General features: G+C 43.7%; 27 protein-coding genes, 1 other RNA gene and 1 riboswitch. Of the genes, 18 read left to right on the plus strand and 10 right to left on the minus strand.

Features of this window, described 5'->3' with window-relative positions:
* Positions 1 to 100: 100 nt before the first annotated feature.
* Positions 101 to 754: a cyclic di-AMP binding protein CbpA gene (cbpA, locus tag ACK1LH_RS07495; RefSeq protein WP_411334897.1), complete on the plus strand. Its 654-nt coding sequence runs from the start codon at positions 101 to 103 to the stop codon at positions 752 to 754.
* 253 nt (positions 755 to 1007) lie between these two features.
* Positions 1008 to 1256 (plus strand): aspartyl-phosphate phosphatase Spo0E family protein, encoded by a 249-nt coding sequence (locus ACK1LH_RS07500; RefSeq protein ID WP_035206479.1) that lies wholly within the window; start codon positions 1008 to 1010, stop codon positions 1254 to 1256.
* Between the two features lie 50 nt (positions 1257 to 1306).
* Here the strand turns inward: ACK1LH_RS07500 and ACK1LH_RS07505 are convergent, their stop codons facing one another.
* Entirely contained in the window at positions 1307 to 2041 is a 735-nt protein-coding gene (locus ACK1LH_RS07505) for a ZIP family metal transporter (RefSeq protein WP_029565440.1), read from the minus strand.
* A 244-nt stretch (positions 2042 to 2285) separates the two neighbouring features.
* On the opposite strand from ACK1LH_RS07505, the gene ACK1LH_RS07510 reads away from it, so the two are divergent.
* Positions 2286 to 3233 (plus strand): aldo/keto reductase family protein, encoded by a 948-nt coding sequence (locus ACK1LH_RS07510; RefSeq protein ID WP_029565441.1) that lies wholly within the window; start codon positions 2286 to 2288, stop codon positions 3231 to 3233.
* Between the two features lie 73 nt (positions 3234 to 3306).
* Here the strand turns inward: ACK1LH_RS07510 and ACK1LH_RS07515 are convergent, their stop codons facing one another.
* Positions 3307 to 4815 carry an ATP-binding protein gene (locus ACK1LH_RS07515; protein WP_051827042.1) on the minus strand — a complete coding sequence of 503 codons (1509 nt, stop codon included), beginning with the start codon at positions 4813 to 4815 and terminating at the stop codon, positions 3307 to 3309.
* Positions 4816 to 5126: 311 nt separating this feature from the next.
* Here ACK1LH_RS07515 and ACK1LH_RS07520 point away from each other — a divergent pair, with 311 nt between their 5' ends.
* The gene (locus ACK1LH_RS07520) at positions 5127 to 5579 is read left to right on the plus strand and encodes a MarR family winged helix-turn-helix transcriptional regulator (protein ID WP_029281751.1); all 453 of its coding nucleotides are present in this window, start codon (positions 5127 to 5129) and stop codon (positions 5577 to 5579) included.
* A 1015-nt stretch (positions 5580 to 6594) separates the two neighbouring features.
* Here the strand turns inward: ACK1LH_RS07520 and motB are convergent.
* Together motB and motA are read right to left on the minus strand one after the other, a co-directional pair.
* Positions 6595 to 7353: a flagellar motor protein MotB gene (gene motB / locus ACK1LH_RS07525; protein ID WP_029281749.1), complete on the minus strand. Its 759-nt coding sequence runs from the start codon at positions 7351 to 7353 to the stop codon at positions 6595 to 6597.
* Positions 7346 to 8137, minus strand: a complete 792-nt coding sequence (motA, locus tag ACK1LH_RS07530; RefSeq protein WP_029281746.1) for a flagellar motor stator protein MotA — start codon at positions 8135 to 8137, stop codon at positions 7346 to 7348. The genes motB and motA overlap by 8 nt, the downstream gene beginning before the upstream one ends.
* 168 nt (positions 8138 to 8305) lie before the next feature.
* Here motA and ACK1LH_RS07535 point away from each other — a divergent pair, with 168 nt between their 5' ends.
* Together ACK1LH_RS07535 and ACK1LH_RS07540 are read left to right on the plus strand one after the other, a co-directional pair.
* A complete protein-coding gene (locus ACK1LH_RS07535) occupies positions 8306 to 10000 on the plus strand; it encodes a M3 family oligoendopeptidase (protein ID WP_411334898.1) in 1695 nt (564 codons plus the stop codon).
* A gap of 390 nt (positions 10001 to 10390) precedes the next feature.
* Complete coding sequence (locus ACK1LH_RS07540; protein WP_152554701.1) at positions 10391 to 10828, plus strand: hypothetical protein; 438 nt, start codon at positions 10391 to 10393, stop codon at positions 10826 to 10828.
* A gap of 19 nt (positions 10829 to 10847) precedes the next feature.
* On the opposite strand, the gene ACK1LH_RS07545 is transcribed toward ACK1LH_RS07540, so the two are convergent.
* Positions 10848 to 12917 (minus strand): AAA family ATPase, encoded by a 2070-nt coding sequence (locus tag ACK1LH_RS07545; RefSeq protein ID WP_411334899.1) that lies wholly within the window; start codon positions 12915 to 12917, stop codon positions 10848 to 10850.
* A gap of 261 nt (positions 12918 to 13178) precedes the next feature.
* Here ACK1LH_RS07545 and ACK1LH_RS07550 point away from each other — a divergent pair, with 261 nt between their 5' ends.
* From ACK1LH_RS07550 to ACK1LH_RS07560, 3 genes are all read left to right on the plus strand, one after another.
* The gene (locus ACK1LH_RS07550) at positions 13179 to 14225 is read left to right on the plus strand and encodes a membrane protein (protein WP_029565447.1); all 1047 of its coding nucleotides are present in this window, start codon (positions 13179 to 13181) and stop codon (positions 14223 to 14225) included.
* A 257-nt stretch (positions 14226 to 14482) separates the two neighbouring features.
* Complete coding sequence (locus tag ACK1LH_RS07555; protein WP_029565448.1) at positions 14483 to 15826, plus strand: hemolysin family protein; 1344 nt, start codon at positions 14483 to 14485, stop codon at positions 15824 to 15826.
* A 73-nt stretch (positions 15827 to 15899) separates the two neighbouring features.
* On the plus strand, positions 15900 to 16022 hold the full coding sequence (locus ACK1LH_RS07560) for a DUF6254 family protein (RefSeq protein WP_234703361.1): 123 nt from the start codon (positions 15900 to 15902) through the stop codon (positions 16020 to 16022).
* A gap of 41 nt (positions 16023 to 16063) precedes the next feature.
* Here ACK1LH_RS07560 and ACK1LH_RS07565 read toward each other — a convergent pair whose 3' ends face one another.
* Positions 16064 to 17359 (minus strand): DUF2254 domain-containing protein, encoded by a 1296-nt coding sequence (locus ACK1LH_RS07565; RefSeq protein WP_411334900.1) that lies wholly within the window; start codon positions 17357 to 17359, stop codon positions 16064 to 16066.
* 92 nt (positions 17360 to 17451) lie between these two features.
* A riboswitch (PreQ1 riboswitch) is annotated at positions 17452 to 17496 on the plus strand.
* Between the two features lie 140 nt (positions 17497 to 17636).
* Between ACK1LH_RS07565 and queC the strand changes: the two genes are divergently transcribed.
* The 5 genes from queC (at position 17637) to ACK1LH_RS07590 (ending at position 20348) form a co-directional block, all read left to right on the plus strand.
* On the plus strand, positions 17637 to 18299 hold the full coding sequence (queC, locus tag ACK1LH_RS07570; RefSeq protein WP_029281734.1) for a 7-cyano-7-deazaguanine synthase QueC: 663 nt from the start codon (positions 17637 to 17639) through the stop codon (positions 18297 to 18299).
* The gene (queD, locus tag ACK1LH_RS07575; protein ID WP_029281732.1) at positions 18296 to 18733 is read left to right on the plus strand and encodes a 6-carboxytetrahydropterin synthase QueD; all 438 of its coding nucleotides are present in this window, start codon (positions 18296 to 18298) and stop codon (positions 18731 to 18733) included. Before queC ends, queD begins: the two co-directional genes overlap by 4 nt.
* A complete protein-coding gene (gene queE, locus ACK1LH_RS07580; RefSeq protein ID WP_029281731.1) occupies positions 18730 to 19458 on the plus strand; it encodes a 7-carboxy-7-deazaguanine synthase QueE in 729 nt (242 codons plus the stop codon). Before queD ends, queE begins: the two co-directional genes overlap by 4 nt.
* 19 nt (positions 19459 to 19477) lie before the next feature.
* Positions 19478 to 19975 (plus strand): preQ(1) synthase, encoded by a 498-nt coding sequence (gene queF, locus ACK1LH_RS07585; protein WP_029281729.1) that lies wholly within the window; start codon positions 19478 to 19480, stop codon positions 19973 to 19975.
* Positions 19976 to 20147: 172 nt separating this feature from the next.
* Positions 20148 to 20348, plus strand: a complete 201-nt coding sequence (locus ACK1LH_RS07590) for a cold-shock protein (protein WP_029281727.1) — start codon at positions 20148 to 20150, stop codon at positions 20346 to 20348.
* 111 nt (positions 20349 to 20459) lie between these two features.
* Here ACK1LH_RS07590 and ACK1LH_RS07595 read toward each other — a convergent pair whose 3' ends face one another.
* Positions 20460 to 20591, minus strand: a complete 132-nt coding sequence (locus ACK1LH_RS07595; protein WP_267881634.1) for a hypothetical protein — start codon at positions 20589 to 20591, stop codon at positions 20460 to 20462.
* A 155-nt stretch (positions 20592 to 20746) separates the two neighbouring features.
* On the opposite strand from ACK1LH_RS07595, the gene ssrS reads away from it, so the two are divergent.
* Positions 20747 to 20934, plus strand: a non-coding RNA gene (gene ssrS / locus ACK1LH_RS07600) — 6S RNA.
* A 68-nt stretch (positions 20935 to 21002) separates the two neighbouring features.
* On the opposite strand, the gene ACK1LH_RS07605 is transcribed toward ssrS, so the two are convergent.
* A complete protein-coding gene (locus ACK1LH_RS07605) occupies positions 21003 to 21677 on the minus strand; it encodes an SOS response-associated peptidase (protein ID WP_029281725.1) in 675 nt (224 codons plus the stop codon).
* A 104-nt stretch (positions 21678 to 21781) separates the two neighbouring features.
* Here ACK1LH_RS07605 and ACK1LH_RS07610 point away from each other — a divergent pair, with 104 nt between their 5' ends.
* Both ACK1LH_RS07610 and ACK1LH_RS07615 read left to right on the plus strand, forming a co-directional pair.
* Positions 21782 to 22582, plus strand: a complete 801-nt coding sequence (locus tag ACK1LH_RS07610) for an ATP-binding cassette domain-containing protein (protein ID WP_411334901.1) — start codon at positions 21782 to 21784, stop codon at positions 22580 to 22582.
* A gap of 133 nt (positions 22583 to 22715) precedes the next feature.
* Complete coding sequence (locus ACK1LH_RS07615) at positions 22716 to 23513, plus strand: peptidoglycan-binding protein (protein ID WP_029565450.1); 798 nt, start codon at positions 22716 to 22718, stop codon at positions 23511 to 23513.
* A gap of 26 nt (positions 23514 to 23539) precedes the next feature.
* Here ACK1LH_RS07615 and ACK1LH_RS07620 read toward each other — a convergent pair whose 3' ends face one another.
* Positions 23540 to 24058: a GNAT family N-acetyltransferase gene (locus tag ACK1LH_RS07620; RefSeq protein WP_029281720.1), complete on the minus strand. Its 519-nt coding sequence runs from the start codon at positions 24056 to 24058 to the stop codon at positions 23540 to 23542.
* A 265-nt stretch (positions 24059 to 24323) separates the two neighbouring features.
* On the minus strand, positions 24324 to 24512 hold the full coding sequence (locus tag ACK1LH_RS07625) for a YkvS family protein (protein ID WP_029281718.1): 189 nt from the start codon (positions 24510 to 24512) through the stop codon (positions 24324 to 24326).
* Between the two features lie 185 nt (positions 24513 to 24697).
* On the opposite strand from ACK1LH_RS07625, the gene ACK1LH_RS07630 reads away from it, so the two are divergent.
* Positions 24698 to 25564 (plus strand): patatin family protein, encoded by an 867-nt coding sequence (locus tag ACK1LH_RS07630; protein ID WP_411334902.1) that lies wholly within the window; start codon positions 24698 to 24700, stop codon positions 25562 to 25564.
* Positions 25565 to 25605: the final 41 nt, after the last annotated feature.

Consider the following 25605-nt stretch of genomic DNA (forward strand, 5'->3'; position numbering starts at 1 on the left):
AGGAAGGGGGTTTCTTGCGGGCTTAATAATTAGAATTTTCTTTACTCTTGTCCTGTTCTATGGTAAATTTTCAACAATATAAGAGGGGAGGATTGTCCGCATGAAAATTCGCTACAATTTTGTAAAAAAAGAAGATGTCAGGTACTGCAAGGCGGAGAGTACTGTAAAAGAAGCTTACGAATTGCTGAAAGAATCAGGTTACCGCAGCATTCCTGTTCTGAAAGACAACGGGACAGTTTTTGCAGGTTTGATCTATAAAGTTGATTTGCTCGATTATTATGTAGAAAAGCAGGGCAAGAATGAAGATTCAATTCAATCTTTGATTGTAGATAAGGATGCATTTGTTTACGAGGAGGATTCGTTTTTTAAAACGTTTCTGACAATCAGAAGGCTTCCATTTTTAGCTGTTCTGAATGAAAAAGATGAATTTTCCGGTATCATTACACATGGAAACATTATGGATGTTCTTGAAGATTCATTCGGCATGAAGACAGGAGGATATATCCTGACTGTCGGCACTAAGGAACACAAGGGTGCCATCAAGGAACTTGTTTCTGCGATCAAAGATGTAAATATTGAAGGGCTGCTCACTCTGGATAATGGTGATACATATTTAAGACGGATCATCGTCAATCTGTCCCATGATATTTCAGAAAAAAAGCTTCATAAAATCATTAAAAAACTCGAAGAAAAAGATTTCAGAGTGACCGCGGTGGATGATGTAAACAAAAGTGATAAAGTACTGATAAAATAACTGCTGAACCGGTAAATCCGGTTCTTTTTTATTATAAAAAAAGTTGGAAATATAGGTTTGAATGTGGGGGAATATGGGAAAAGAAAGGAAAACAAGTCGGTTCATCCAAGTGTGTTAACAGAATTGTCAAAAAGTCCTGTGAAAAAGCTGTCGGATTTTGCTAATCTATTTACAAGTTTAGAAGTATCTGTAATAATTTACTTGAATATTTATTCCCATTACAGATATTTTTGGATGAGGCGGAGGGAAGAAAATGTCAACTGTATCAGATAAGACCCAGCTGCTTGAGAGCATCGATACAAAAAGGAAAGAAATGATGGACTCTGCAAGGGCCGGAGGATATACGAGCAGCGAGGCCGTGAAGTGCAGCCAGGAACTGGACATGCTGTTAAACCAATACCAGCAGATTGTTTTTGAAGAAGAAAACCGGACAACCCCCCCTTTTATGCGGTTTATTCATTCTATGAAAAAATGGACAGATCGGGAAGGACTTACTATATAGAACCAAAAACGGCAGAGCTCGCAGCTCAGCCGTTTTTATTTTCGCTTTATTTAGCCGAAGGTCTCAATGAGCAGAATCATGAACAATATTCCTAGAATGAAGGAGTAGGTTGCATTCCGTTCATTTCCGTCCCCGTGGCTTTCAGGAATCAGCTCTTTATAAATAATGAACAGCATGGCCCCGGCTGCAAAGGACAGGCCGTAAGGAACGAGATTGTCCGCGAATGACGTCAAATAAAATCCCAGAAGCGAAGTTATGATCTCAACTGCGCCTGTCATAGTTGCAATGATCAGAGCTTTAAATTTGCCGATGTTCTGATTAAAAAGGAATAAGGCGACGAGAAATCCTTCAGGAGCGTTCTGCAGACCAATGGCGAAAGCAATCAGATTTCCTGTCTCTGACTGCTCTGATGCATAGCTGACACCTACAGAAAGTCCTTCCGGCAGATTATGCATCGTGATCGCAGCGATAATCAGGAACGCCTTTTCGTCAAATTGTATGCCGTATTTTGAATGCTCAAGGTCTATATGGGGGATTTTTTTTTCAAGTGTCGTCAGCACCAAAACACCGAGAAAGAGTCCGGCAAAGACCTCAAGAAACCCTCCCTGATTCAGCGCTTCAGGAAGCAGGCTCATCATGGATGCAGCCATCATGATGCCTGCGGTGAAAGCAAGCAGAATATCTCTCCACCTGTGTGTAATCGTATTTTGCAGGAACAGGATAGGAAGAGCCCCGAGTCCTGTAGCAAGGGCAGACAGTGTGCTGCCGAGTAAAACTTCTGTCATGTTACTGCTCCTTTTTTAAACGGATCTATGTTAGCCATATTATAGCTGATTTTGTCTGTGAAAAGATAGACTTTGCACCTGTTTGATGACGAAGCAGAGAAAAAATGAAGGAGAATGATTGATTTGAGGAGGGGGCGGTGTCAAATTGTGTCGCAAGGACGGCGATTCTCTCTCTTTACGATATTTGAAATTTCTGATAAGTTAAAGATAACGATATTGATCATGCACAACAGGGGGAATGGAGATGCAGTACCGGAGGCTTGGGAGATCGGGGTTAAAAGTTAGTGAAATCAGTCTTGGAAGCTGGCTTACATTTGGGAAAACAGTAGATGAGCGGGCAGCATCTGAAATTATCCATAGGGCCTATGAAGCGGGCATCAACTTTTTCGACAGTGCCAACGTATATGAACGCGGGAAAGCAGAAGTCGTCATGTCAAGGGCGCTTAAATCATTTCCGCGCGACTCTTATGTCATTACGACAAAAGCGTTTTGGCCGATGGGAGACGGGCCGAACGACAGAGGGCTTTCAAGAAAGCATATTATGGAACAGGTTCATGCGAGTCTAAAGAGAATGGACCTTGACTATGTCGATATTTTTTATTGCCACCGCTATGACCAGGAAACGCCTCTTGATGAAACGCTGAGGGCAATAGACGACTTGATCCGCCAGGGAAAAGTTCTTTATGCAGGGGTCAGCGAATGGACGGCTGCGCAAATTCAGGAAGCGCTCAGTGTATCAGACCGTTATCTTCTTGACAGAATCGTCGTCAATCAGCCGCAATATAATATGTTTCACCGGGATATTGAAGAAGAAATCATCCCTATGTGCGAAAATGCCGGTGTATCTCAAGTTGTCTGGTCACCGCTTGCTCAGGGAATCCTGACAGGAAAGTATAAAGAGGGGCTGATCCCGAAAGGCAGCCGTGCTTCAGGTGAAAACGTCAATTCATGGATGAAGCAGATCTTAAATGATATGGTGAACCGCAAAGTAGAGCTGCTCGATCAGCTCGCAAAAGAGCACGACATCACACTTGCCCAGCTTGCCCTTGCATGGACCCTGCGCCAGCATAACGTTGCAAGCACCCTTGTCGGTGCATCTCATCCTGATCAGATCGCTGAAAATGCAAAAGCATCTGATGTAGCTTTAGGCTACAGCACCCTGCAGAGGATTGAGGAAATTATTACAAGCTGACAGGATACATAGGCAAATGCAAATGAGAGTGACAGGCGATCCTGTCACTCTTTCTTTGTGTTTTAATGATGCCTCAGGCTTTTGGCTCTGTCAGAGGGAGCATAATTGTTACTTCGGTGCCTTTGTTTGGCACACTTTTAATTGATATCGTGCCTTTGTACATGGTGATGATGCGTTTGCATACGACAAGACCAAGTCCTGTTCCAGTATCCTTCATCGTAAAGAAAGGGTGGAAAAGTTTGGACTGAACTTCCTGCGGCATGCCTTTGCCTGTATCCGTTACTTTAATTTGCGCATTGCCATCGAACTTCCTGACAGCTATCGTCACTTTTCCTTCCTGCTTATCTATCGCTTCCAGAGCGTTTTTTACAAGATTCAGAAGGACTTGCTTTATGTGATCTTTTGTACAGAAAATATAAAGCGGTTCTTTATTCAGCTTTAAATCCAATTCTGTGTTGTATAAGTTGGCTTCTGATCCAAGGAGCGGAGACAATTCCAGGATGATCGCATTCAGATCATTTACAGCATGGTGATGGGCTGTTGGTTTTCCGAGGACTAAAAATTCACTTACAATTTCATTAATGCGCTGAATTTCGATGTCAATGACAGAAAAATAATATTGATCCTCTGAATCTTTGTATTTTTCCTGAAGCAGCTGGATAAACCCTTTGATTCCCGTAAGAGGATTCCGGATCTCATGTGCGGTGCTTGCAGCGAGTGTTCCGACAAGCTCGACTTTCTGTGCATCAATCTGGCTTTGTTCCAAGAGAGCACGCCTCTTCAGCAAGTAATTCTGAATGAGAATGTAAATGATGTTCATCAGACCGAAAACAATCAGCATGTACACCGCAATGTCTTTCGTATGATCAGCCGTGATGACGGTTTCAGGGAAGCCTTCAAGTTTCCAGGGGATCTGATCTAAATAAACGCGTACAGGTTCGATGCTGCCGGTCGGTTCTGAGCGGCCTGCAGTGAAAATCGTGTGATCGCTGCCATTTATGACACTTATCGTCAGTCTCGGACTGATCACGTTCATGATGTTCTGAAGATAATCGACTTTAACCGCTGCTACAAGCAGACTCCTGACTTCTCCTTCATCATCAAGTACGGGAGTGCCGATGGAAACGATATAATCACCTGTTATGTTTCCGAAATAAGCATCTGAAACTTTCGACTGTTTTGTAGCCAGGGCACTTTGGAAGAACGCGCGGTTTGATATGTTGACAGATTTCATCAGTTTTGACGTTCCGGCTGTTATTTCACCGTTCTTTTTCACATAATAAAGACCGGAAAAGCGGGGTTCCTGGCTGTGCGCTTCATTCAGAATGCGCTGGATTTTTGCTGTGTCCGTTTCTTCTTCAAGAATGAGGGACATTGTTTCAAGCCTCGCTTTTGTATCCTGTATCAGATTATCAATTTGATTTTTGTGAATGGTAATTAAAAACGCTGCCTCTTCCCTGTGTTCATCCATGATTTTATCCTTTTGATACAAATAAATGCCTGTGTTGATCAAAAGGGAGGGGATAAGCACGATTAAAAAATAGACGGCAGCTTTTCTGTAGTGTGCAGAATCTTTCAGCAAGTTAATCGCCCCAGTTTGATATTGCCGATTAGGCATACTTTCAATTATATACCATTTACATGTTTTCTACTAGGAAGGAAGAATTGGGAAAAGCGTTGTGAGAACCTTGAAACCATCTATTGAAGAAATAGGACTTTTTATGTATGATGGAAAGAAAAGGGAAGAGTTTTCATGGAAAATGCTGCTGCCTTATTAGAAGGAAACAATCCTTCTAAATTGCACGAATGAGCTCTTCTTGACAGCAGAAAACAAAGTCTGTATTATTAATAGTTAGAATTCAAGATATTTAGTTATCGAAGGATTGATGAAAAGTGGAAAATACACAAACAGATATTGAACAGTCACTAAAGCTATTTATCGTACTGTCACGTGCTCACCGTGCCATTAACGATCAAGTGAATAAACAGATTACAAGCTTTGGACTTAATCCGACGGAATTTGCCGTACTGGAGTTGCTGTATCACAAAGGCGATCAGCCCCTGCAGCAAATCGGCGGGAAAATTCTCCTTGCAAGCGGAAGCATCACCTATGTAGTCGATAAGCTGGAACAAAAACAGCTGCTGACTAGAAAGGCGTGCGAAAAAGACCGCCGTGTGACGTTTGCTCAAATCACCGAAAACGGAAAACAGCTGATTGAACGCATTTTTCCTGCTCATCAGGAACGGTTGAATGAGATTGTCGGCATATTATCGGAAGAGGAAAAGCAGACTGTCATTGATCTTATGAAAAAAGTCGGATATCATGCCCGCGACAGTCATGAGTGAAAATGCTGGGATAAAGTCAGATAGCCAAAGAAAAATCCGGACTGGGAGTTAATTAGTCCGGATTTTTTTCTGTTGGTATAAAAGCCTTTGTGATTGGCATTTGATGACACAGACACTCAATTGAGACGCCACGCGCCTGAGTGCTGCCACTTTAGAGGTGAAGACCGCTGCAAAAGTGGCGCCATTAAGTAGAGTGCTGCCACATTTGAGGTGAAGACCGCTGCAAAAGTGGCGCCATTAAGTAGAGTGCTGCCACATTTGAGGTGAAGACCCCCGCAAAAGTGGCGCCATTCACGAGAGTGCTGCCACATTTGAGGTGAAGACCCCCGTAAAAGTGGCGCCATTCAGTAGAGTGCTGCCACATTTGAGGTGAAGACCGCTGCAAAAGTGGCGCCATTCAGTAGAGTGCTGCCACATTTGAGGTGAAGACCCCCGCAAAAGTGGCGCCATTCAGTAGAGTGCAGCCACATTTGAGGTGAAGACCGCTGCAAAAGTGGCGCCATTCAGTAGAGTGCTGCCACTTTTGAGTTGAAGACCCCCGTAAAAGTGGCGCCATTCAGTAGAGTGCTGCCACATTTGAGGTGAAGACCCCCGCAAAAGTGGCGCCATTCAGTAGAGTGCAGCCACATTTGAGTTGAAGATCCCTTCAAAAGTGGCGCTATTCGCAAGAGTGCAGCCACATTTGAGGTGAAGACCCATGCAAAAGTGGCGCCATTCAGTAGAGTGCTGCCACATTTGAGTTGAAGACCCCCGCAAAAGTGGCGCCATTCAGTAGAGTGCTACAACTTAGAGTTGAAGACCCCCGCAAAAGTGGCGTCACTCACGAGAGTGCTGCCACATTTGAGTTGAAGACCCCGTATAAGTGGTGCCACGCGCCTGAGTGCTGCCACGTTTCATATGAATACCCTGTAAAAGTGGCGGAACTCGTCGCAGTGGCGCCATTTCTCCTTAACCTTGCCTGTACGTTCAATCAATTAATATTTCAAACAAAAAAACGCCTGCAATCAGGCGCTTTTTACTGGTTTTGTTCAATTGGAAGAATGAGAATTTCAACACGGCGGTTTTTTTGCTGGCCGGCGTCTGTTGCATTGTCGGCAACGGGGTTATATTCACCAAATCCTTTGGCGGAAAAGGCTCTTGGATCAAGCTTTTCATTTTCGAGCAAGAGCTTCATGAAATTCACGGCTCTCATTACGCTCAAATGCCAGTTAGAATCATAGTCCGCATTGGAGATCGGAACATTGTCTGTATGGCCGCTCACGATAATATTTCTCGGAGGATTCATGACGAGCAGATTTGAAATTTCTTTTGCCAGTTTCTCATCTTTGCCTCGGATGGCTGATTCGCCTGAATCAAAAAAGATATCGTTCAGAATCGTAATCAGCAGACCTTCATCTGTAAGGGTCGTTTTGAGCTGGCTCTCGAGGTTGTTTGCTTTAATATATGCATTTACTTTTTCCTGAATTTCTTTAAGCTTTTTCTGTTCCATTTCTTTTTGTGCTTCCTGCTGATCCTCTTTTACTTCCTTTTTATCATCCAGCTGCTCCATATCCCCGTCCGGCACAGGGCTTGGATATTCAAGGACTCCTGTTCCGCCTGTAAATGTGCTGTTGAATGCGCGGGCAAGCATCTGGAATTTCTGCGCATCAACGGAGCTCATGGCAAACAGGACAATAAAAAGGGCAAGGAGCAGGGTCAGCAGGTCTGCATACGGCAGCAGCCAGGACTCATCAACATGCTCTTCTTCATGCTTCTTTTTTTTCTTTCTAGCCATCGAGCTTCTCTCCCTCAGCGAGCAGCCCGTCCCTTTCGTGAGCTGGAAGGTAGGTTGCGAGTTTTTGCTCAATCGCTTTTGGAGCCTGTCCTTCAAGGACTGACAGCACCCCTTCAATCATGACGTGCTTTACTTTAGCTTCCTGCTTTGATTTTCTCTTAAGTTTATTTGCGAATGGATGCCAGAGGACATAACCCGTAAAAATCCCCATTAATGTGGCAACAAACGCTGCTCCTATTGCTTTTCCGAGCTCATCTGTATTATCCATATGGGAGAGTGCGGCAATGAGGCCGACAACTGCTCCGAGCACTCCGAGAGTAGGTGCGTACGTGCCCGCCTGGGAAAAGATTGATGCGCCGGCAAGATGCCTTTCTTCCATTGCATCAATTTCCTCCGTCATGACGTCACGGATAAACTCAGCGTTCTGACCGTCTACAGCCATGCTCAGTCCATTCTTTAAAAACGGATCTTCCACATCTGCAATTTTTGCTTCAAGGGCAAGCAATCCTTCGCGCCGTGCTACTTGAGCCCATTCAGAAAACATAGGAATCAATTCCTGAATGCTGAGCGATTGCTGCTCTTTGAAAATAACCCCAAAGAGCTTTGGAACTCTTTTAATCTCGCTTGTCGGAAAAGCAGTGACAACCGTGGCAATTGTTCCTGCAATGATGATGAGCAGAGCTGCCGGATTGAGGAGTACAGCAGGACTGACCCCTTTCATGAACATGCCGACGCCGACTGCGATAATGCCTAACAATAATCCAATGAGGGACGTTTTATCCATAGAATTCACCAAATCCTTTTTCGAAACTAGTTCTTATTAGTAATATCGTCTGTTTTTCTTTAACTTTAAGGAAAGTTTCAAAAAGAGATAGAAAGGATTCAGCACTTTTTTCGCGAATAGTAAACCGTGGCAGGCAATAATTAATAGATGAAAGCGGGGACCATACATATGAAATTTCAGGATTATACATACAGCCGTCCTGTGAAAGAAGAAGTAGAAGCTTCCTTCCACGAAGCACTGGAGCTGTTCAAACAGGCGGAAACACTGGAGAAGCAGGAAGAAGCACTGGAGAAGATAGGAGAAATCAGGGGGCATGTTTCAACGGCATTCAACCTCTGTTCCATCCGTCATACGATTGATACGAATGATGAGTTCTATAAGGAAGAACAGGACTATCTGGATGAACTGGATCCTCATATTAAAGCGCTGGAAACGGAGTTTTACAAAGCTCTTACAGGTTCAAAATTCAGAAACGGCCTTGAAGAAAAGTACGGCAGACAGCTGTTCCTTCTTGCTGATGCACAGCTGAAAACATTCTCCCCTGAAGTACTTGCAGATCTTCAGCAGGAAAATAAACTGGTGACGGAATATACAAAACTTGTTGCCTCTGCAAAAATTGATTTTGACAGCAAAGAGTATACACTCGCCCAGATTGAACCGCTTCTCGAAGCAAAGGAGAGGGACATACGGAAACGCGCTTCTGATGCCTATTTTGGATTTTTTGCAGAGAACGGTGAAAAGTTCGATGACATTTTCGATAAATTGGTTAAAGTCCGAACGTCGATTGCCAAAAAACTTGGTTTTTCCAATTTTACAGAGCTTGGGTATCAGCGCATGCAGCGTGTGGATTATAATGCTGAGATGGTGAAAAACTTCCGTGATCAGATTCAGGAATATATTGTTCCGATTGCAACGGATCTCCGCAAAAGGCAGCAAAAACGGCTTGGTTTGGACAAGCTTGAGTTTGCAGATGAAAAACTTGCATTCACAACAGGAAATGCAGCGCCAAAAGGCGATGCAGAATGGATCATTTCTCACGGGAAGAAAATGTATGAGGAATTATCACCTGAAACAAATGAGTTCTTTGATTTTATGATCGAGAAAAACCTGATGGATCTGCTTGCCCAAAAAGGCAAAGCCGGCGGCGGATACTGCACGTATATTGAAGATTACAAGTCCCCTTATATCTTTGCGAATTTTAACGGGACAAGCGGGGATATTGATGTGCTCACACATGAAGCAGGACATGCGTTTCAAGTTTATATGAGCCGTCATTTCAATCTGTCTGAATATCATTTCCCGACCTATGAAGCGTGCGAAATTCACTCAATGAGCATGGAGTTCTTCACATGGCCATGGATGGAATCCTTCTTTAAGGAAGATGCGGAGAAGTATAAGTTCAGCCACTTGAGTGCAGCTCTTCAGTTCCTTCCATATGGAGTAGCTGTAGATGAGTTCCAGCACTTTATCTATGAAAATCCGGAAGCTTCTCCGCAGGAACGCAAACTTGCCTGGAGAGATATGGAGCGGAAGTATTTGCCGCACCGTGATTACGGAGACAACGAATTCTTAGATGGCGGAGGCTTCTGGCAGCGTCAGGGCCATATTTACAACTCGCCATTTTACTACATCGATTATACGCTTGCTCAAATCTGCGCTCTTCAGTTCTGGAAAAAAATGCACGAAGATAAAGATGCCGCATGGGCAGATTACCTTCATCTCTGCAAGCAGGGCGGAAGCAAGTCGTTCCTTGAGCTGGTGGAGGATGCGCGTTTAATTTCTCCATTTGAAGATGGCTGTGTGCAGTCTGTTACAGGAGAGATCAGGGAGTGGCTTGATCAGGTGGATGATACGAAGCTGTAATCTTTAAACCGTCAGCGGTAAGCTGGCGGTTTTTTTAGTCTAATGAATGAAGTGAATTTCAGCACAAAGGCTGAGCAAAGATGAAGACAAAAAACCTATACTTGAAAAGGTGATTGATTAACCGCCGGCAGTAACCGAAAAATTCTGCCGCATCAGTTTATTACTATTAAGGGAATAGGTGGCCAAATGAAATTCCTCCACATTAAAATGCACGCAAAAAACCTTTTAAAGCTCAAAGAATTTTACACAGAACCACTGAGTATGAACTTAATCTCCGAAGACTCTGACTCCTTTACTGTTCAGTCTGGAAAAACGCTTTTGACGTTCACACATTCAGAGAAATCCGCATATTACCATCTCTGCTTTAGGGTAAATGAGTTCTTTTTTGACATGATGGCCGAAAGACTGCCTTTGCTTTCAAATGAACAAGGCGAAGAAATTATGGATTGGAAAGGGAAACAGGCTTACTTTTACGATTCTGAAGGCAACATACTGGAAATGGTTGTAAGGGAGGAGATCTGCGAAAAACGGAATGGCTGGTTTGATGTCTCTGAAGTAGGTATGCCATGCACCTGTGTCAAGAACATGCAGGAGGATTTAAATTTTTTGAAGGATATCCATAACGGGGAAGACCGCATGTTTTCATTCTATGGGGATCATTACGGTTCATTTGTTCTTGTGAATCAGGGGAGGCCGTGGTTCCCAACTCAAAGAGGGGCAGAAATCCACCCGCTTGAGATTGAAATAGAGGACCGGATAGAAATTGAATTCCTTCACCCGGTCTATCCATATAAGATTAAAGCAAAAAAAAGAGCTGAATTCCTGTGAATTCAGCTCTTATCAATGTTTAACCTTGTGTTACTGTCAGCGTATCATGGTCAAGCGTTAAAGTAAGTTCTGAGATTTGGCTGCCGTCAAGCAGTACATCGGCAATGGCATCTTCTACATGCTCCTGAATGACTCTGCGGAGCGGGCGGGCACCAAAGGCAGGATGGTAGCCGAGCTCTGCTATTTTTTCTTTTGCTTCATCTGTGATGTTCAGCTTAATGTGCTGTTCATTGAGCGTTTCCTGAAGCTCATCAAGCATAATGTCTACGATTTGCAGCAAATCTGTTTTTTCCAGAGACTTAAATTCGATGATGCTGTCAAAACGGTTGAGAAATTCAGGTTTAAAAAATGACCCAAGTGACTCAAGCAATGAGCTTTCGTTCAGTGCTTCGCTGTTTCCGAAGCCAACTGTAACTTTCTTATGGCCGGCTCCGGCATTGCTTGTCATAATAATGACGGTATCTTTAAAGCTTACCGTTCTGCCCTGGCTGTCTGTCAGGCGGCCATCCTCCATGACTTGAAGGAACATATGCTGCACATCGGGATGCGCTTTTTCAATTTCATCAAGCAGGATGATGCTGTACGGGTTGCGGCGGACTTTTTCGGATAGCTGTCCTGCTTCCTCATGGCCGACATAGCCCGGAGGTGATCCGATAATTTTTGAGACAGAGTGTTTTTCCATATATTCACTCATGTCCAGGCGGATCAGTGAATCACGCGTACCGAACAGCTCGGATGCAAGGGTTTTAGTCAATTCCGTTTTTCCGACTCCTGTAGGGCCGACGAACAGGAATGAACCGATTGGACGCTGTTTTGATTTCAACCCTGCCCGGCTTCTTCTGATTGCCTTTGCCACTTTCTTTACGGCTTCCTCCTGACCGATGACTTTACCGGAGAGCTTGCTTTCAAGGTTTTTCATTTGCGCCTGCTCATCTTCCTGCAGCTTGCCTACAGGAATGCCTGTTTTCTTTTCGATAATGGCCGCAATATCTTCTGCTTCCACTACTGCATGTGATGTTGTCTGCATGCTTTCAAGCTTTATCTCCTCGTCACGCAGTTTAGCTGCAAGCTCATAGTTTTCTTCTTTAGTAGCCTGTGCTTTCTTTCGTGCGATCTCAGCGAGTTTTTCGCTGATATCTTCACCGCCGCCTGACTGAAGGTTCTTTTTAGATCCCGCTTCATCAAGAAGATCGATGGCTTTATCTGGCAGGTAACGGTCCTGGATATAGCGGTGCGATAGCATAACAGTTGCTTTAATCGCATCTTCCGAATAAGAAACTTCATGGTATTTTTCGTATTTGTCCTGGATGCCTTTCAAAATCTCGATGGCTTTTTCCAGTGAAGGCTCTGTAACCATGACAGGCTGGAAGCGGCGTTCAAGAGCTGCATCCTTTTCAATCTGACGGTATTCTTTCAGAGTAGTGGCTCCGACAACCTGCAGCTCTCCGCGCGCAAGTGCCGGTTTTAAAATGTTTCCTGCGTCCATGGAGCCTTCTGCAGAGCCAGCGCCTACAAGCTGGTGTATTTCATCTATAAACAGAATGATATTTTTCTTTTGCTGAAGTTCTGAGATCAGCTGCTTCATTCTCTCTTCAAATTGTCCTCTGACTCCAGTATTTGCAACAAGTGATGCAACATCCAGCAGATAGACTTCCTTGTTCTTCAGTTTAGCCGGAACATCGCCCTCAGCAATTTTAAGAGCAAAGCCCTCTACGACAGCCGTTTTTCCGACACCTGGCTCTCCAATGAGAACAGGGTTGTTTTTGTTTCTTCTGTTCAGTACCTCAATTAATCGTTCAACTTCCGCATCTCTGCCGATGACAGGATCAATGACGCCGGCTTTGGCCGCATGTGTCAGGTTGCGTGCCAGCTGATCGAGGATCCCGTTTGCGCCTTGTTTTTGTGCTGTTTGTTCAGCACGCGGACCGAATGGCTGTGATGGCGGAACGTGACCGAATCCTCCGCTTGGAACGGCGCTTCTGTACTGAGCGTAGCACTCAGAGCAGATCATGACTTGATGGCGCTCCTGGTTGATTTGCATAGTTAAATGAACAGATGCTTTCTTAGCTTGACAGTTTTGACATAGCATAGTGAAAACCTCCATACAATAAGTTTATTTTGACTTTGACTATCTTTGACTTTAGGCTGATTAAAAAATCACCTCAAGTGGATGATATTGATTCTTATTATAGTTTGACCTATTTTGACTTTCAAGTATTTTGCTTTACCTTTTTTTTCATTTCAGGATTGAGCGATTCCTTTCCTCAAACAGTGACAATCTGTCCTTCTTTCCTGGCACCTTGTCTCATATACATATGAAAAGACCAGGGTTCGTATCGGAGGCATAACAATGAAGAAACAGTGGTTTCAGGTCGTGCAGATAGCAGCTGTATATGTTGGAACGGTAGTAGGGGCAGGATTTGCCACCGGCCGGGAGATTGTTGAATTTTTTACGCAGTATGGCGTTTATGGAATGTTTGGCATTCTTTTATGCGGTTATTTCTTTATGCATCTTGGCTCCAAAATAATGATAATTTCAAAACGGATAGGTGCAAATTCGTATCAGGACCTTAATTTTTTCCTGTTCGGAAAATCATGCGGTACAGTCGTGAATCTATTTATGCTTGTCGTTTTGTTCGGGGTTACGTCTGTCATGCTTTCAGGGGCGGGCGCTATTTTCGAAGAGCAGCTTAACCTTTCAAGCCGGTTTGGCGTTATGCTGACGATTGCGCTGACGCTGATTGCCATGTCATTTGGGTCAAAGGGCCTTTTTAGCGTGAATATCATTGTTGTGCCGATGCTGATTTTGTTCAGTGTTCTTGTGGCAGCCTCATCTTTTGATGCCCATTCGGCAAAGAGTCTCATGTCCGGTCATTCATCCTTTAAGTGGATCATCTCTGCCGTTTCGTACGCGGCGTTTAATCTTGCTATGGCGGAGGCCGTGCTTGTCCCGCTTGCAAAGGAAATTGAGGATGAACGAACGGCAAAATGGGGCGGGATTGCAGGCGGAGCCATTCTCACATTTATTTTGCTCAGCAGTCATTTTGCGCTGTCTTCATTGCGCGATGTCATCTCCTACGACATCCCGATGGCAGAAGTCATGAAGGCATCTGTGTTTTCGTTTTTTATCATTTATATTCTTGTGATTTACGGGGAAGTGTTTACATCTGTAATCGGGAACCTGTTCGGTCTCGAGCGCCATCTAATAAGCGTCGTTCCTCTTCCTGGCATGATGATTATTGCCTTGCTGCTGTGCGGTGCGTTTTTTATCAGCCTGATTGACTACAGCTCGCTGATTGCGGTCTTGTACCCGGTTTTCGGTTACATGAGCCTCATCTTTCTCCTCTTGCTGATGGTCAGAAAAGCTCCGCCTTCCGGAAACGAAAACAAATTTTAAAAAAGCAGAATAATAAAACAATTCAAACATAATAGGCTGATTTTCGTCATATTTATGAAGAAAACAATGCAAAGGATTGTTTGACTGGTGACAGGCTTCATATTATGATGGATTATATTCAGAATTTTTTATATTTTTTCGGGAGAGGTGATTGATGGGGTAATACCTTCATGACAGGGTTTCACCATCTATTATTTAAAGATTGAACTTTTCCGGGAGGTGACTCCTTTTTCGTTTCTGCGAAAAAGGGAATTTATTTGGACATAGTCAATTTGTTCATAATTGCGGTTTTAATTGCTGCGACTGCCTTTTTTGTAGCGTCTGAGTTTGCCATTGTAAAAATCCGGAGTTCCCGTCTGAATCAGCTTATTGAAGAAGGCAGCAAACAGGCGCTCTCAGCAAAGCGGGTGACGGATAATCTGGATGAGTATTTATCAGCCTGTCAGCTGGGAATCACGATTACCGCACTTGGACTTGGGTGGCTCGGAGAACCTGCGGTAGGGAAGCTTCTTCAGCCGGTTTTTGAAAAGCTGAATCTACCAAGTACAGCTGCACACTTTTTTGCGATTGCTTTTGCTTTTGCCATTATTACCTTCCTGCACGTAGTTGTCGGAGAACTTGCTCCGAAAACAGTCGCGATCCAAAAAGCAGAAAGGGTCACCCTGGCTTTTTCAAAACCGCTTATTGCATTTTACAGGCTGATGTTTCCGGCGATCTGGCTTCTGAACGGCTCTGCCCGAATGCTCACTCAAGCCTTTGGACTTAAGCGGGTATCTGAACATGAACTCGCTCACAGCGAAGAAGAGCTCAGGATTCTGCTGTCTGAAAGCTATGAAAGCGGGGAAATCAATCAGTCGGAATATAAATATGTGAATAAAATTTTTAAGTTCGATGACCGCATTGCCAAAGAAATCATGGTGCCGCGCACACAGATTATATCGCTTGACAGTGATGAACCGCTGCAGGCACACCTTAAAATTATTAAAAGTGAAAAATATACAAGATACCCCGTTGTTGACGGAGATAAAGACCATATTATCGGGATGGTCAATATTAAAGAAATTTTCACCGATTTGTTTCAGTCAAAAAAACTTGAACAGTTCTCCCTAAGAACTTATATACGGCCTGTTATTCAGGTAACTCAGTCTGTACCTGTGCAGGAGCTGCTTTTAAAAATGCAGAGAGAGCATATTCATATGGCGATTCTTATTGACGAGTATGGAGGGACTGCAGGCCTTGTCACAGTAGAGGACATTCTCGAGGAGATCGTTGGAGAAATCCGTGATGAATTCGATGCGGATGAAGTGCCTCTCGTTCAAAAGATCAATGACGATCATTACATTATTGACGGCAAAGTCCTGATCAGTGAATTAAACGATCTTTTCGGCCTTGAGCTTGATGATTCAGATGTAGATACAATTGGCGGATGGATGCTGACTGAGAAATACGATATCCAAAAAGGAGAGCTTGTTGAACTCGGCTCTTACTCATTCAAGGTGAAAGATATGGAAAATCACCATATCCGCTATCTGGAAATGATCCGAAAAAAAAAGGAAGCTAGCGTGCCTGTCATTCAGGATGGAATCGCTGCCACCCAATAAAGATGCTGCGGCATCTTTTTTTGTTGTCAGGGCAAAATAAGTCTGAAATCCATCAGAAAAGGAGCTGTGAAACGTGACTCAATCAAAAGGACAAAAACAGCGTCAATGGGACATCCGGAAGGAATCTCAAAATGAACACGGAAAAGTAAAATCCTTTAAAGAACTTGAACAAGAAGGAACTCAAAAAAAGCAGTAACGCAAAAAGGAATCCATTTAACGGATTCCTTTTCTTCTGTCTTAAAGCTGAAGTGACGGGTCATCTTTGCCGCATGCGAGCGCAAGTGATGCAAGCTCACGATTCAAGTGCTTTTTATCAAGGCTCAGCCAGTCTATCGTGTCAAGTCCTTCATAAATGTATTGAGAAAAAGACCAAATATCTTCTTTAATTTCCTCCCGGTTTGTTTCAGCAATCAGGATGAGTGCTTTTAAAATAGAGGCCATAACGGAAACATCCTCTTTTCCATAATGACGGATCTGATAAAAGCTTGTATACAGGTAATCATGAAAATCAGGCTTTGGCAGGATGACCCTAATTTTCCCTTCGCTGTCCCTGTGGTAGGGGGAAGGGGAATGATGTTTCCCGATTTTGATGAGGATCTGAGTAAGGTGCTCAATGCATGCAATGGCTGTTTCCGGGTCATTTTTTCCTGGAGCGATGCCCCGCAAAGCGATTTCAGCAAGCTTCTGAATACCGAATTCAATGTCGTTTTTTGATTCATGATCGGCATTAAACGTGATGTATTTCAAGACATCTTCCGGGGCGATTTCTTTATTACCTGAAATGAGAGTCAAGAGTGGGGTATCTTCATCTGCATACGAACCCTGATCTCTGTGGAACTTTACGGCTGCTCCGTGTTTTGCGGCAAAGGAAACCAGTTCATCTACAGCGATGTCTTCAATATAGCCTTCATGTTCGCTTTTAACTTCGATCCCATCTTCGAATGAAGGCTCTTTTTCTGTTCTTTTTTCTTCAGGTCTTTTTTTATCATCAATCGAGGCGAGTGTTTCTTTCGTGATGTTTGAAATCACGTTTCCTACTTTAATCCACTCAGTCATATGGTGAATCAGGAAAACGAACATGCCCACACATAAGAAGGCAACAAGAATTGCAAGACTGGGTACTATGAAGTCGTTGCTTGTCTCATTTTCTCTCACCTGGTTAAGAAGCACGAGAGAATAAATATACCCTCCAACAAACACACCAAGCACCCGCTGTATTTTTGAATCGGTATTGAAATTATGCATGGTTCTTGGCGAGAAATTAGCCAAAAAGGTGGTCAGAACGACAAGGACAGATGAAAAGGTGATGGTTGTCATTGTAAGCAGCGAAGTGGAGGTTGCACTCAAAATCGTATGGGAGAGCTCTTTATCTGTCAGGAAGATGGAAGGGACATAGCTGAAATATCCGCGTGCAGCAAGGAATCTGTCAGCCGACATGCTGAGTATGGCAAGGATGAAGAAAAGGACGGCATAGGCAGCTGGCGTTATCCAGAAGTTTGATTTTACTTTTACAAGAACAGGTTTGAGCGGCACGGCATTTCCTCCTTTAAAATAGATTGATGTAACAGACCGTTCGTGGTATAGTATGAACGGTAAAAAGAATGATAAAATCCGCGCATGTGCGTGCGGGAGAGGTTCTAGCACAACCCTCTATAAAAAACTAAGATCAAACAGCCAAATCTGCTGTTTTTTAGTTGAGGACTTACATGCTGGACACTTCTGAACACTCAGGGTGTCTTTTCTTATGCCGATTTTTAGGAATCGGGTTGTGAAAGAATGCTCTCTTCTACTATGAGGAGGCAGAAAAATGATAAAAAATGAAAAAGCGCTTGTTGTCTTCAGCGGAGGACAGGACAGCACAACTTGCCTGTTCTGGGCGAAGAAGCAGTTTAAAGAAGTAGAGGCCGTAACCTTCAATTACAACCAGCGTCACAAACTGGAAATTGATGTGGCCGAACAAATCGCAAAAGAGCTTGATGTGCGCCATCATCTGCTTGATATGTCTCTGTTAAACCAGCTGGCTCCCAATGCTCTTACAAGAGATGATATCGCCATTGAACATAAGGAAGGAGAGCTTCCGTCTACTTTTGTGCCGGGAAGAAACCTTCTCTTTTTAACGTTTGCTTCCGTGCTTGCCAAGCAAATCGGCGCAAAGCATATTGTGACAGGGGTATGTGAAACGGATTTCAGCGGATATCCCGATTGCCGTGATGTATTTGTAAAGTCATGCAATGTAACAATCAATCTTGCCATGGATGATCAATTTGTCATCCATACTCCGCTTATGTGGATTGATAAGGCCGAAACGTGGAAGCTTGCAGATGAGCTTTCAGCCCTTGAATATGTAAGGGATAAAACACTTACATGCTACAACGGTATTATCGCAGACGGGTGCGGAGAATGTCCAGCCTGCCGCCTCCGTAAAAAAGGGCTTGACGAGTATATTTCAGCCAAAGGGGGAGAGGCTTCATGATCCAGCAAATGTATCCGCAGACACTGCATCCCTATACGTTTGAACTTAACAAAGATATGCAGCTGTCAGCAGCACACTATGTGCCTAAAGAAGAAGCGGGCAAATGCCGGCGCCTTCATGGCCATACGTACTTTATCAATGTAACGGTAGCAGGAGACGAGCTTGACGAATCAGGATTTCTCATAAATTTTGCCCATATCAAGCAGCTTGTGCATGACCGTTTTGATCATACCATCTTAAATGAACATGACGTTTTTAATGATGAAGATCCAAATAAATTCCCTACGACAGAAGTGGTAGCTCGAACAATCTGCGAAATGATTCAGCAGCATTTGGACAGTCTTTCCCACAAACCGAAATGTGTTGGAGTATTTGTCCGTGAAACCCCGACAAGCTACGTCATGTATCGTCCAAAGCTGGTGAAAAAAGGATGAAAAAGTTTCCGGTTTTGGAGATTTTCGGCCCGACTATCCAGGGAGAAGGCATGGTCATCGGCCAGAAGACGATGTTTGTCAGAACGGCGGGATGCGATTATTCCTGCAGCTGGTGTGATTCTGCTTTCACATGGGATGGTTCAGCTAAAGATGACATCAGGCAGCTCACTGCAGAACAAATCTGGAACGAGCTGTCTGAACTGGGAGGAGATCTTTTTTCCCATGTTACGATTTCCGGCGGGAACCCGGCTTTGCTCGTTCACTTATCAGAGCTGGTTGACCTGCTGCATGAGAAGGAGATAAAGGTTGCCATCGAAACGCAGGGCAGCCGTCTTCAGCCATGGTTTTCCAAAATTGATGATTTGACCATTTCACCTAAACCTCCAAGCTCGGGAATGAGCACGGATTTCGATAAACTAAAGGAAATCATCGATTATCTGGACATAGAAAACAGGCTTGGTCATGCGAGTCTTAAAGTGGTCGTTTTTGATGAAGCAGACCTTGAATTTGCTAAAAAAGTGCACATCACGTATCCAGAGCTTCCATTCTACATTCAAGTAGGCAATGATCTTGTGCAGGAAACTAGCGACGACAAGCTGATTGGACATCTGCTGTCCAGATACGAATGGCTGATTGAACGGTCAGCAAAAGAAAAAGAGCTTAACAGTGCCCGTATTCTGCCTCAGCTCCATACGCTCGTATGGGGAAATAAAAGGGGAGTTTAACATAGAAAGGACGTATAAAATGGCTGGAAGAATAGATTCAGAACTGACAGATGTAACTTTGCTCGGAAATCAGGGGACAAACTATTTGTTTGAGTACAGCCCTGAGATCCTTGAGTCATTTGATAATAAGCATGTGAACCGTGATTACTTTGTAAAGTTCAACTGCCCGGAGTTTACAAGTCTTTGCCCGAAAACAGGACAGCCTGATTTCGCGACCATTTACATCAGTTACATTCCTGACAGGAAAATGGTGGAAAGCAAATCACTGAAACTTTATTTGTTCAGCTTCAGAAATCACGGAGATTTCCATGAAGACTGCATGAATATCATTATGAATGATCTGATTGAACTTATGGATCCGCGCTATATTGAGGTCTGGGGCAAGTTTACACCGCGCGGCGGTATTTCCATCGACCCGTACACAAACTATGGAAAACCAGGGACAAAGTACGAGAAAATGGCGGAGCACCGCATGATGAACCACGATATGTATCCGGAGAAAATTGATAACCGATAAAAAAAATTACCGAGAAAATTTGCTTTTTATTTTCATACATGGTATGGTTTAAAAGAATTATTTTTGTTCGGTACGCAAGGAAAGACAAAGTTTACAACTTTTCGCCTTTTGTTATCACAAGAGCAAGGATAGTAATACAAAGTATGCTAAAGCATACGAGGAGGCAACAACAATGGAACAAGGTACAGTAAAATGGTTTAACGCAGAAAAAGGTTTCGGATTCATCGAGCGCGAAGGCGGAGAAGACGTATTCGTTCATTTCTCAGCTATTCAAGGCGAAGGTTTCAAAACTTTAGACGAAGGCCAAGCAGTTACTTTTGACGTAGAGCAAGGTCAACGCGGACCTCAAGCAACTAACGTTCAAAAAGCTTAATTGTTAAGCTGACATATAAAAACAGTCTCTTTTAAAGAGGCTGTTTTTTTTTGCGCATTTTTATAGGGTAAATAAAAATCCGCCCGTTTTGCGGGCGGGGGGCTTGCTGATTTATGGCTTATTTGTCTGGTGGTTTGAAACGGGTGACTTGTTTGCCTTTGGCTTTAAATTTTTCAGCCTGCTTTTAATGTAATCCTTGATCATGTCGCGTTTGCGCTTAAGGCGCTTATCACGGTTTTTCATGCGAATCACCATCCCATGCAGAAGAATTACGTGCACAGTTCTATTATAACCCGGATTTGCATTGCGCGACATGGCAGACTTGCATTTTTTATAAGCGCATCGCCCGAAAAAAACTTGCCGGTTGACCAATCGGCTGTCATGATGTAATATACTACTACAAGCTGCATTGTGCGTAATGATAATTAAGTTTTAACCTTTAAGCTGTAATAGGGAGTTTTACATCGCACCCGGAATGTCATGCCTCCATTTGCAGAGGAAGACAGGAAGGCTGCTGCAAACACCCACTTTGAGAAGTGGTGGTTTAAAACTTTCTTACGTGACTTACGGCAATTGTGGCTTCTATTTTTACCATTAAAACCAGTTCCTGTCTCAGGAACTGGTTTTTTGCTAATTTAAAGAAGTATGCAAACCTCAGCAAATCTCCTGAATCAGATGCGGCCCATTATTTTTAACTGAATTCACCTCAGAAGAAACTTCAAAAGCCTCCATTTGAGCTTCGTCAAAAGGTTTTAAAAACTGTCTTAAATAGTCCGGATCAGTATGCTTCGGGTTCAGCCAGCTCGACTCGTCCTCTTCTTTAAGGATGACAGGCATTCTGTCGTGGATTGTGCTCATCAGCCTGTTTGGCTCTGTTGTGATAACAGAGCATGAGTGGACGACTTTTCCCTCTTTCGACTTCCAGGATTCCCACAGCCCTGCCATTGCGAATGGCGCACCTGATTTCAGCTTTATCCTCATTGGAGTTTTTGTCCCTTCTTCACGCTTCCATTCATAAAATGAGTCTGCAGGAATGATGCATCTTTTTTTCATAAAGGCATTTCTGAAGCTTGGTTTCTCAGATAGCGTTTCGGCTCGTGCGTTAATGGTTTTATAGCCGATTTTTTCATCTTTTGCCCACGGCGGGATAAGACCCCACCGCAAGTAGCCCATTCTGTTTTGCTTTCCGTCGTTAATAACGGCTGCAACATGCTGCGAGGGGGCAATGTTGTAGCTTATGACGTATTGATCTTCCTCTATGGCTGCGCCAATCTGAAACCGTTCTACAAGTTCTGCGTATTCAGCAAAGAGCGTGTATCTTCCGCACATGGGGGACCGCCTCCTTTTATATGAAAATGATACCGTTATCATTCCCTCTTAGACAATAAGAAAACCGTTATCGTATAATGAAAGAAAGCATGAGCGGGAGGGGATTGCAGCTGGTCCATTTAAAAAGAGTACATTATACTGCGGGTCATCAAAACGGGGGATATCCTTATCATCTTCCTCTCTTTAAAGAATCTTTTGAATTATCCTTTGAAGCACCGGTCACTATCCTTGCGGGAGAGAACGGCACGGGTAAATCCACACTGCTTGAGTCGATTGCCCAGCATGCGGGCCTCATCAGGATTGCTTCTGAGGAGGAACAGGATATGAATGCTGAAATCAGAGCATTCACTAACCACCTTAAGATTACCTGGAGAGCAAAAACGAAAAAAGGATTCTATCTGAAAGCAGATGATTTTCTGACATATGCGCGGAATGTGTCCAGAATGAGAGCTGAAGCAGAGAAAAGGGTTGAAGAAGTGGAGGAGGAATACCGGGGGAAATCCATTCTCGCGCGTCAGCTTGCTGCGTCACCTCACAAAAAAGCGATGGCGGAAATTCAGTCCTTATATGGAAGGGGACTTGATAACAGGTCCCACGGTGAGAGATTTTTATCTTTTTTTCAGTCCAGATTCCGGCCGAATGGCTTTTATCTTCTGGATGAGCCTGAAGGGCCGCTTTCTCCTATGAAGCAGCTGAGCTTCATCAGTATGCTGAAGGATATGACGGATGAGGGCTCTCAATTTGTTATTGCCACGCATTCGCCGATATTAATGGCATTTCCCGGTGCCATTCTTTACTCGCTTGATGAGTACCCGGTTTTAAGTGTTTCCTACGATCAACTGGAGCATGTGAAGATGACAAGAGATTTTCTGAACGCACCTGAACGGTACCTTAGACACTTATGAGACATTTGTCGAAATAGGCACTAATCATTGCCATTTTTCTAGTTCAAATGCTTTGTTTTTACCTCATTGCACCTGTAATTCCAGGTTTTTGTCGAATAGTGTTATGTATAATCACTTTTCGAGGAGGAACACAATGAGGAAAAAGCTTATGGGATTAATTGGAGCATCAGTACTTGGCGTCAGTGTCATGTTTCCGCTGAGCGGGGAAGCTGCACTTGGTGACAGAACCCTTGCAGAAGGAATGAGCCATTCAGATGTGAAAGAACTTCAGGAGCATCTTTTATCAAAGAGTGTTTATCCTTATTTTGAGGAAACAGGCTACTTTGGCCCGATAACTAGAGAAGCGGTAAAAGATTTTCAGGAGAAAAGCAGAATCAAAGTGGACGGAATTGCCGGCCCGCAAACGCTGCAGAAAATAAAAGTGCTTCGCTACGGCGATATGGGAAAACCGGTTACAGATCTTCAGCTCTTACTGAAGGAATGGGGTTTTTACTCAGGCATTGCTGACGGCATGTATGGAAACGGAACCAAAAATGCAGTGGCAAGCTTCCAGCAGAACTACGGTCTTGGAAGCGATGGAATCGCCGGACCGAAAACCTTTGCAAAACTGAAGCAGAGATCAAGCGGTGTTTCCGGAACAGTTAAAGAGCTCTCTGTTACGAGTACAGCATATACAGCATCGTGTGAAGGATGTTCAGGCGTGACGAAAATGGGTGTTGATCTGAACAAGTATCCGGAAGCAAAAGTGATTGCCGTAGACCCAAACGTTATACCAATCGGTTCAACAGTCGAAGTTGAAGGCTACGGAAAAGCAATTGCCGCTGATATCGGAGGAGCAATAGACGGAAATAAAATCGATGTTTTCATCGCCAGTCAAAGCAGTGCTGTTAACTGGGGAAGAAAAACGGTAAAGATTAAAGTGTATCAATAATTGTACATAAAAAAATCCGCTGTCTTTCAGCGGATTTTTTCTGTTTTTAACGCCAGTGTCATATAAAGCTCATCAACGTATTCTCCGTCTACCTTTAAAGCATTCGCATACTCTCCGTACTGGACAAAGCCGAGAGACCTGTATAAGGCGATGGCCCCTTTATTTTCAGCTCCCACTGCAAGGTCTGCTTTTTCAATAGCAGGGTTTTCTTTTATGCGGTCCAAAAGATACGTTAGCAGGCTTTTTCCCGCGCCGTTTCCTCTGGCAGAAGGGGATATGTACATGCTCAGGATCTGTCCTCTGTGTTTCATTTTATGAAGAGGCTCCTGCTTGAACGCGGTTATGCCGGTAAGCTCCCTGCCGGAAAACGCCCCTGCAATGAATTGAGAGCCGGATGGCCTGATTTCATCCATCAGTTCTTCAATTGATTTTTTCTTTTCAATTTCATAGGCAGAGGCAAAATGAAACGGCAGCTCCTCCAGTGCCTGCAGACGCAAACTTCTGTACTGTTCAGTGTCTTCCAGTGTCAGCAAACGGAAATCCATGGCGGTCACCTCATTTAGTCGTTACAGAGTAGTATTGGTTAAAAAGAGCTTCCTCATGAGCTCCAGCGTAAAAAACAGCCTGAAAGATAAAACTCTTCCAGGCTGCTTCTTTTAAAGAGATAAGATAGTATATCTTTTTTTGTGCTGATGCCAGCTCCAGCGCCTAACTCCTCGGCCAGAACGGATCCGGCGTAAAAAGCAACCCCGGCTTTTTCGCCAAATCCTTTTCTGTCCTTCGGAGCTGAGCAAGGTGCTTCCGATTTTCTTAGTGAAGTTGTTCTTTCACGATTTTATAATTTTTATGATTGACGACCGTACGTCTTTCAAGATCCAAATCTCGGAAATTCTCCATATACGTCAAGTCTACAATCACTGAATTTTCATTAACTTTCTCTACGATTCCGCGTAAACCGTCTCTGAATTCAATCACATTGCCTACTTTAGCGATTTTCATTTCCTCTCTCCTTCTCTATACAGATCCCCCATTAGGACTATTTAACATTATTTTTACAGGTAAGTAAAGGCTTTCAGACAAAATTGTGCAAGAATTTCGAAAAAACAGGCAGGCAGATTGGATGAACAGCAAGTGCCGAACATGTTATAGTAGGATAAAATCAGCATGGAAAGAGGCGGATCAACGTGGTTTCATCAGGACTTGTCCTAGAAGGGGGAGGCATGCGCGGAGTCTATACCGCTGGCGTGCTTGAATATTTTATGGAAAAAGAATTGTATTTTCCTTATGTCATTGGAGTTTCTGCCGGGGCATGTATGGGCGCTTCTTACGTTTCCAGGCAAAGGGGAAGAAACAAAACTGTAAACATCGAGTATGTCAGCCACCCCCGCTATTTATCGCTCGGAAATTATATCAGACATAAGCAGCTGTTTGGAATGGATTTTATATTCGATGAAATCCCCAATAAGCTCGTGCCTTTTCATTATGATGCTTTCTTAAAAAGCAATCAGACATTTATAGTAGGAACAACGGATTGTGTGACGGGAGAAGCTGTCTATTATGATAAAAAAGACGCCGGAATGGACATTCTGACGCTGCTCCGTGCATCAAGCTCTCTTCCGTTTATCGCTCCCATGATTGAGTACGGGGGCAGGAAGCTGCTTGACGGAGGAATTGCCGATTCCATTCCGGTTAAAAAGTCTGAAGAGGACGGAAATGTGAGGAATGTGGTCATCCTTACGAGAAATGCAGATTACCGGAAGAAAAAAAGCAGTATGGAATGGATGGTCAGACGTTCATTTAAACAGTACCCGCTTCTTGCAGATGCGATGCTCGCCCGCTACGAAAAATACAACAGCACACTTGATTATATTGAAGAACAAGAGCAAAAAGGGAACGTATTTGTGATTCGGCCATCGCAAAAGCTGGAAGTGGACAGAATCGAGCGAAACCCTGTCAAGCTCGAAAGACTTTACAATCAGGGTATAAAGGATGCCGAGAAGCAGTTCGAGCAGCTGACGGACTGGCTCAAACCCCATCACGTTCTTGCCTGAACAGTTTCATTGTTTAAACCTCCCTGTACCCGGGAAAAGTA

This window comes from Metabacillus indicus (genome assembly GCF_046603695.1).
Taxonomy (GTDB): Bacteria; Bacillota; Bacilli; order Bacillales; family Bacillaceae; genus Bacillus_P; species Bacillus_P indicus.

Coding starts and splice junctions, on each gene's coding strand:
- ACK1LH_RS07620 (WP_029281720.1), bottom strand. CDS start 24,058: ATGGATTTCCGTTTGCTGACACTGGAAGACACTGAACAGTACAGAAGT.
- ACK1LH_RS07510 (WP_029565441.1), top strand. CDS start 2,286: ATGCAGTACCGGAGGCTTGGGAGATCGGGGTTAAAAGTTAGTGAAATC.
- ACK1LH_RS07500 (WP_035206479.1), top strand. CDS start 1,008: ATGTCAACTGTATCAGATAAGACCCAGCTGCTTGAGAGCATCGATACA.
- motA (WP_029281746.1), bottom strand. CDS start 8,137: ATGGATAAAACGTCCCTCATTGGATTATTGTTAGGCATTATCGCAGTC.
- queF (WP_029281729.1), top strand. CDS start 19,478: ATGGCTGGAAGAATAGATTCAGAACTGACAGATGTAACTTTGCTCGGA.
- ACK1LH_RS07540 (WP_152554701.1), top strand. CDS start 10,391: ATGATGGCCGAAAGACTGCCTTTGCTTTCAAATGAACAAGGCGAAGAA.
- ACK1LH_RS07595 (WP_267881634.1), bottom strand. CDS start 20,591: ATGAAAAACCGTGATAAGCGCCTTAAGCGCAAACGCGACATGATCAAG.
- ACK1LH_RS07590 (WP_029281727.1), top strand. CDS start 20,148: ATGGAACAAGGTACAGTAAAATGGTTTAACGCAGAAAAAGGTTTCGGA.
- queD (WP_029281732.1), top strand. CDS start 18,296: ATGATCCAGCAAATGTATCCGCAGACACTGCATCCCTATACGTTTGAA.
- ACK1LH_RS07535 (WP_411334898.1), top strand. CDS start 8,306: ATGAAATTTCAGGATTATACATACAGCCGTCCTGTGAAAGAAGAAGTA.
- motB (WP_029281749.1), bottom strand. CDS start 7,353: ATGGCTAGAAAGAAAAAAAAGAAGCATGAAGAAGAGCATGTTGATGAG.
- ACK1LH_RS07545 (WP_411334899.1), bottom strand. CDS start 12,917: ATGCTATGTCAAAACTGTCAAGCTAAGAAAGCATCTGTTCATTTAACT.
- ACK1LH_RS07625 (WP_029281718.1), bottom strand. CDS start 24,512: ATGAAAATCGCTAAAGTAGGCAATGTGATTGAATTCAGAGACGGTTTA.
- ACK1LH_RS07550 (WP_029565447.1), top strand. CDS start 13,179: ATGAAGAAACAGTGGTTTCAGGTCGTGCAGATAGCAGCTGTATATGTT.
- ACK1LH_RS07505 (WP_029565440.1), bottom strand. CDS start 2,041: ATGACAGAAGTTTTACTCGGCAGCACACTGTCTGCCCTTGCTACAGGA.
- cbpA (WP_411334897.1), top strand. CDS start 101: ATGAAAATTCGCTACAATTTTGTAAAAAAAGAAGATGTCAGGTACTGC.
- ACK1LH_RS07615 (WP_029565450.1), top strand. CDS start 22,716: ATGAGGAAAAAGCTTATGGGATTAATTGGAGCATCAGTACTTGGCGTC.
- queE (WP_029281731.1), top strand. CDS start 18,730: ATGAAAAAGTTTCCGGTTTTGGAGATTTTCGGCCCGACTATCCAGGGA.
- ACK1LH_RS07605 (WP_029281725.1), bottom strand. CDS start 21,677: ATGTGCGGAAGATACACGCTCTTTGCTGAATACGCAGAACTTGTAGAA.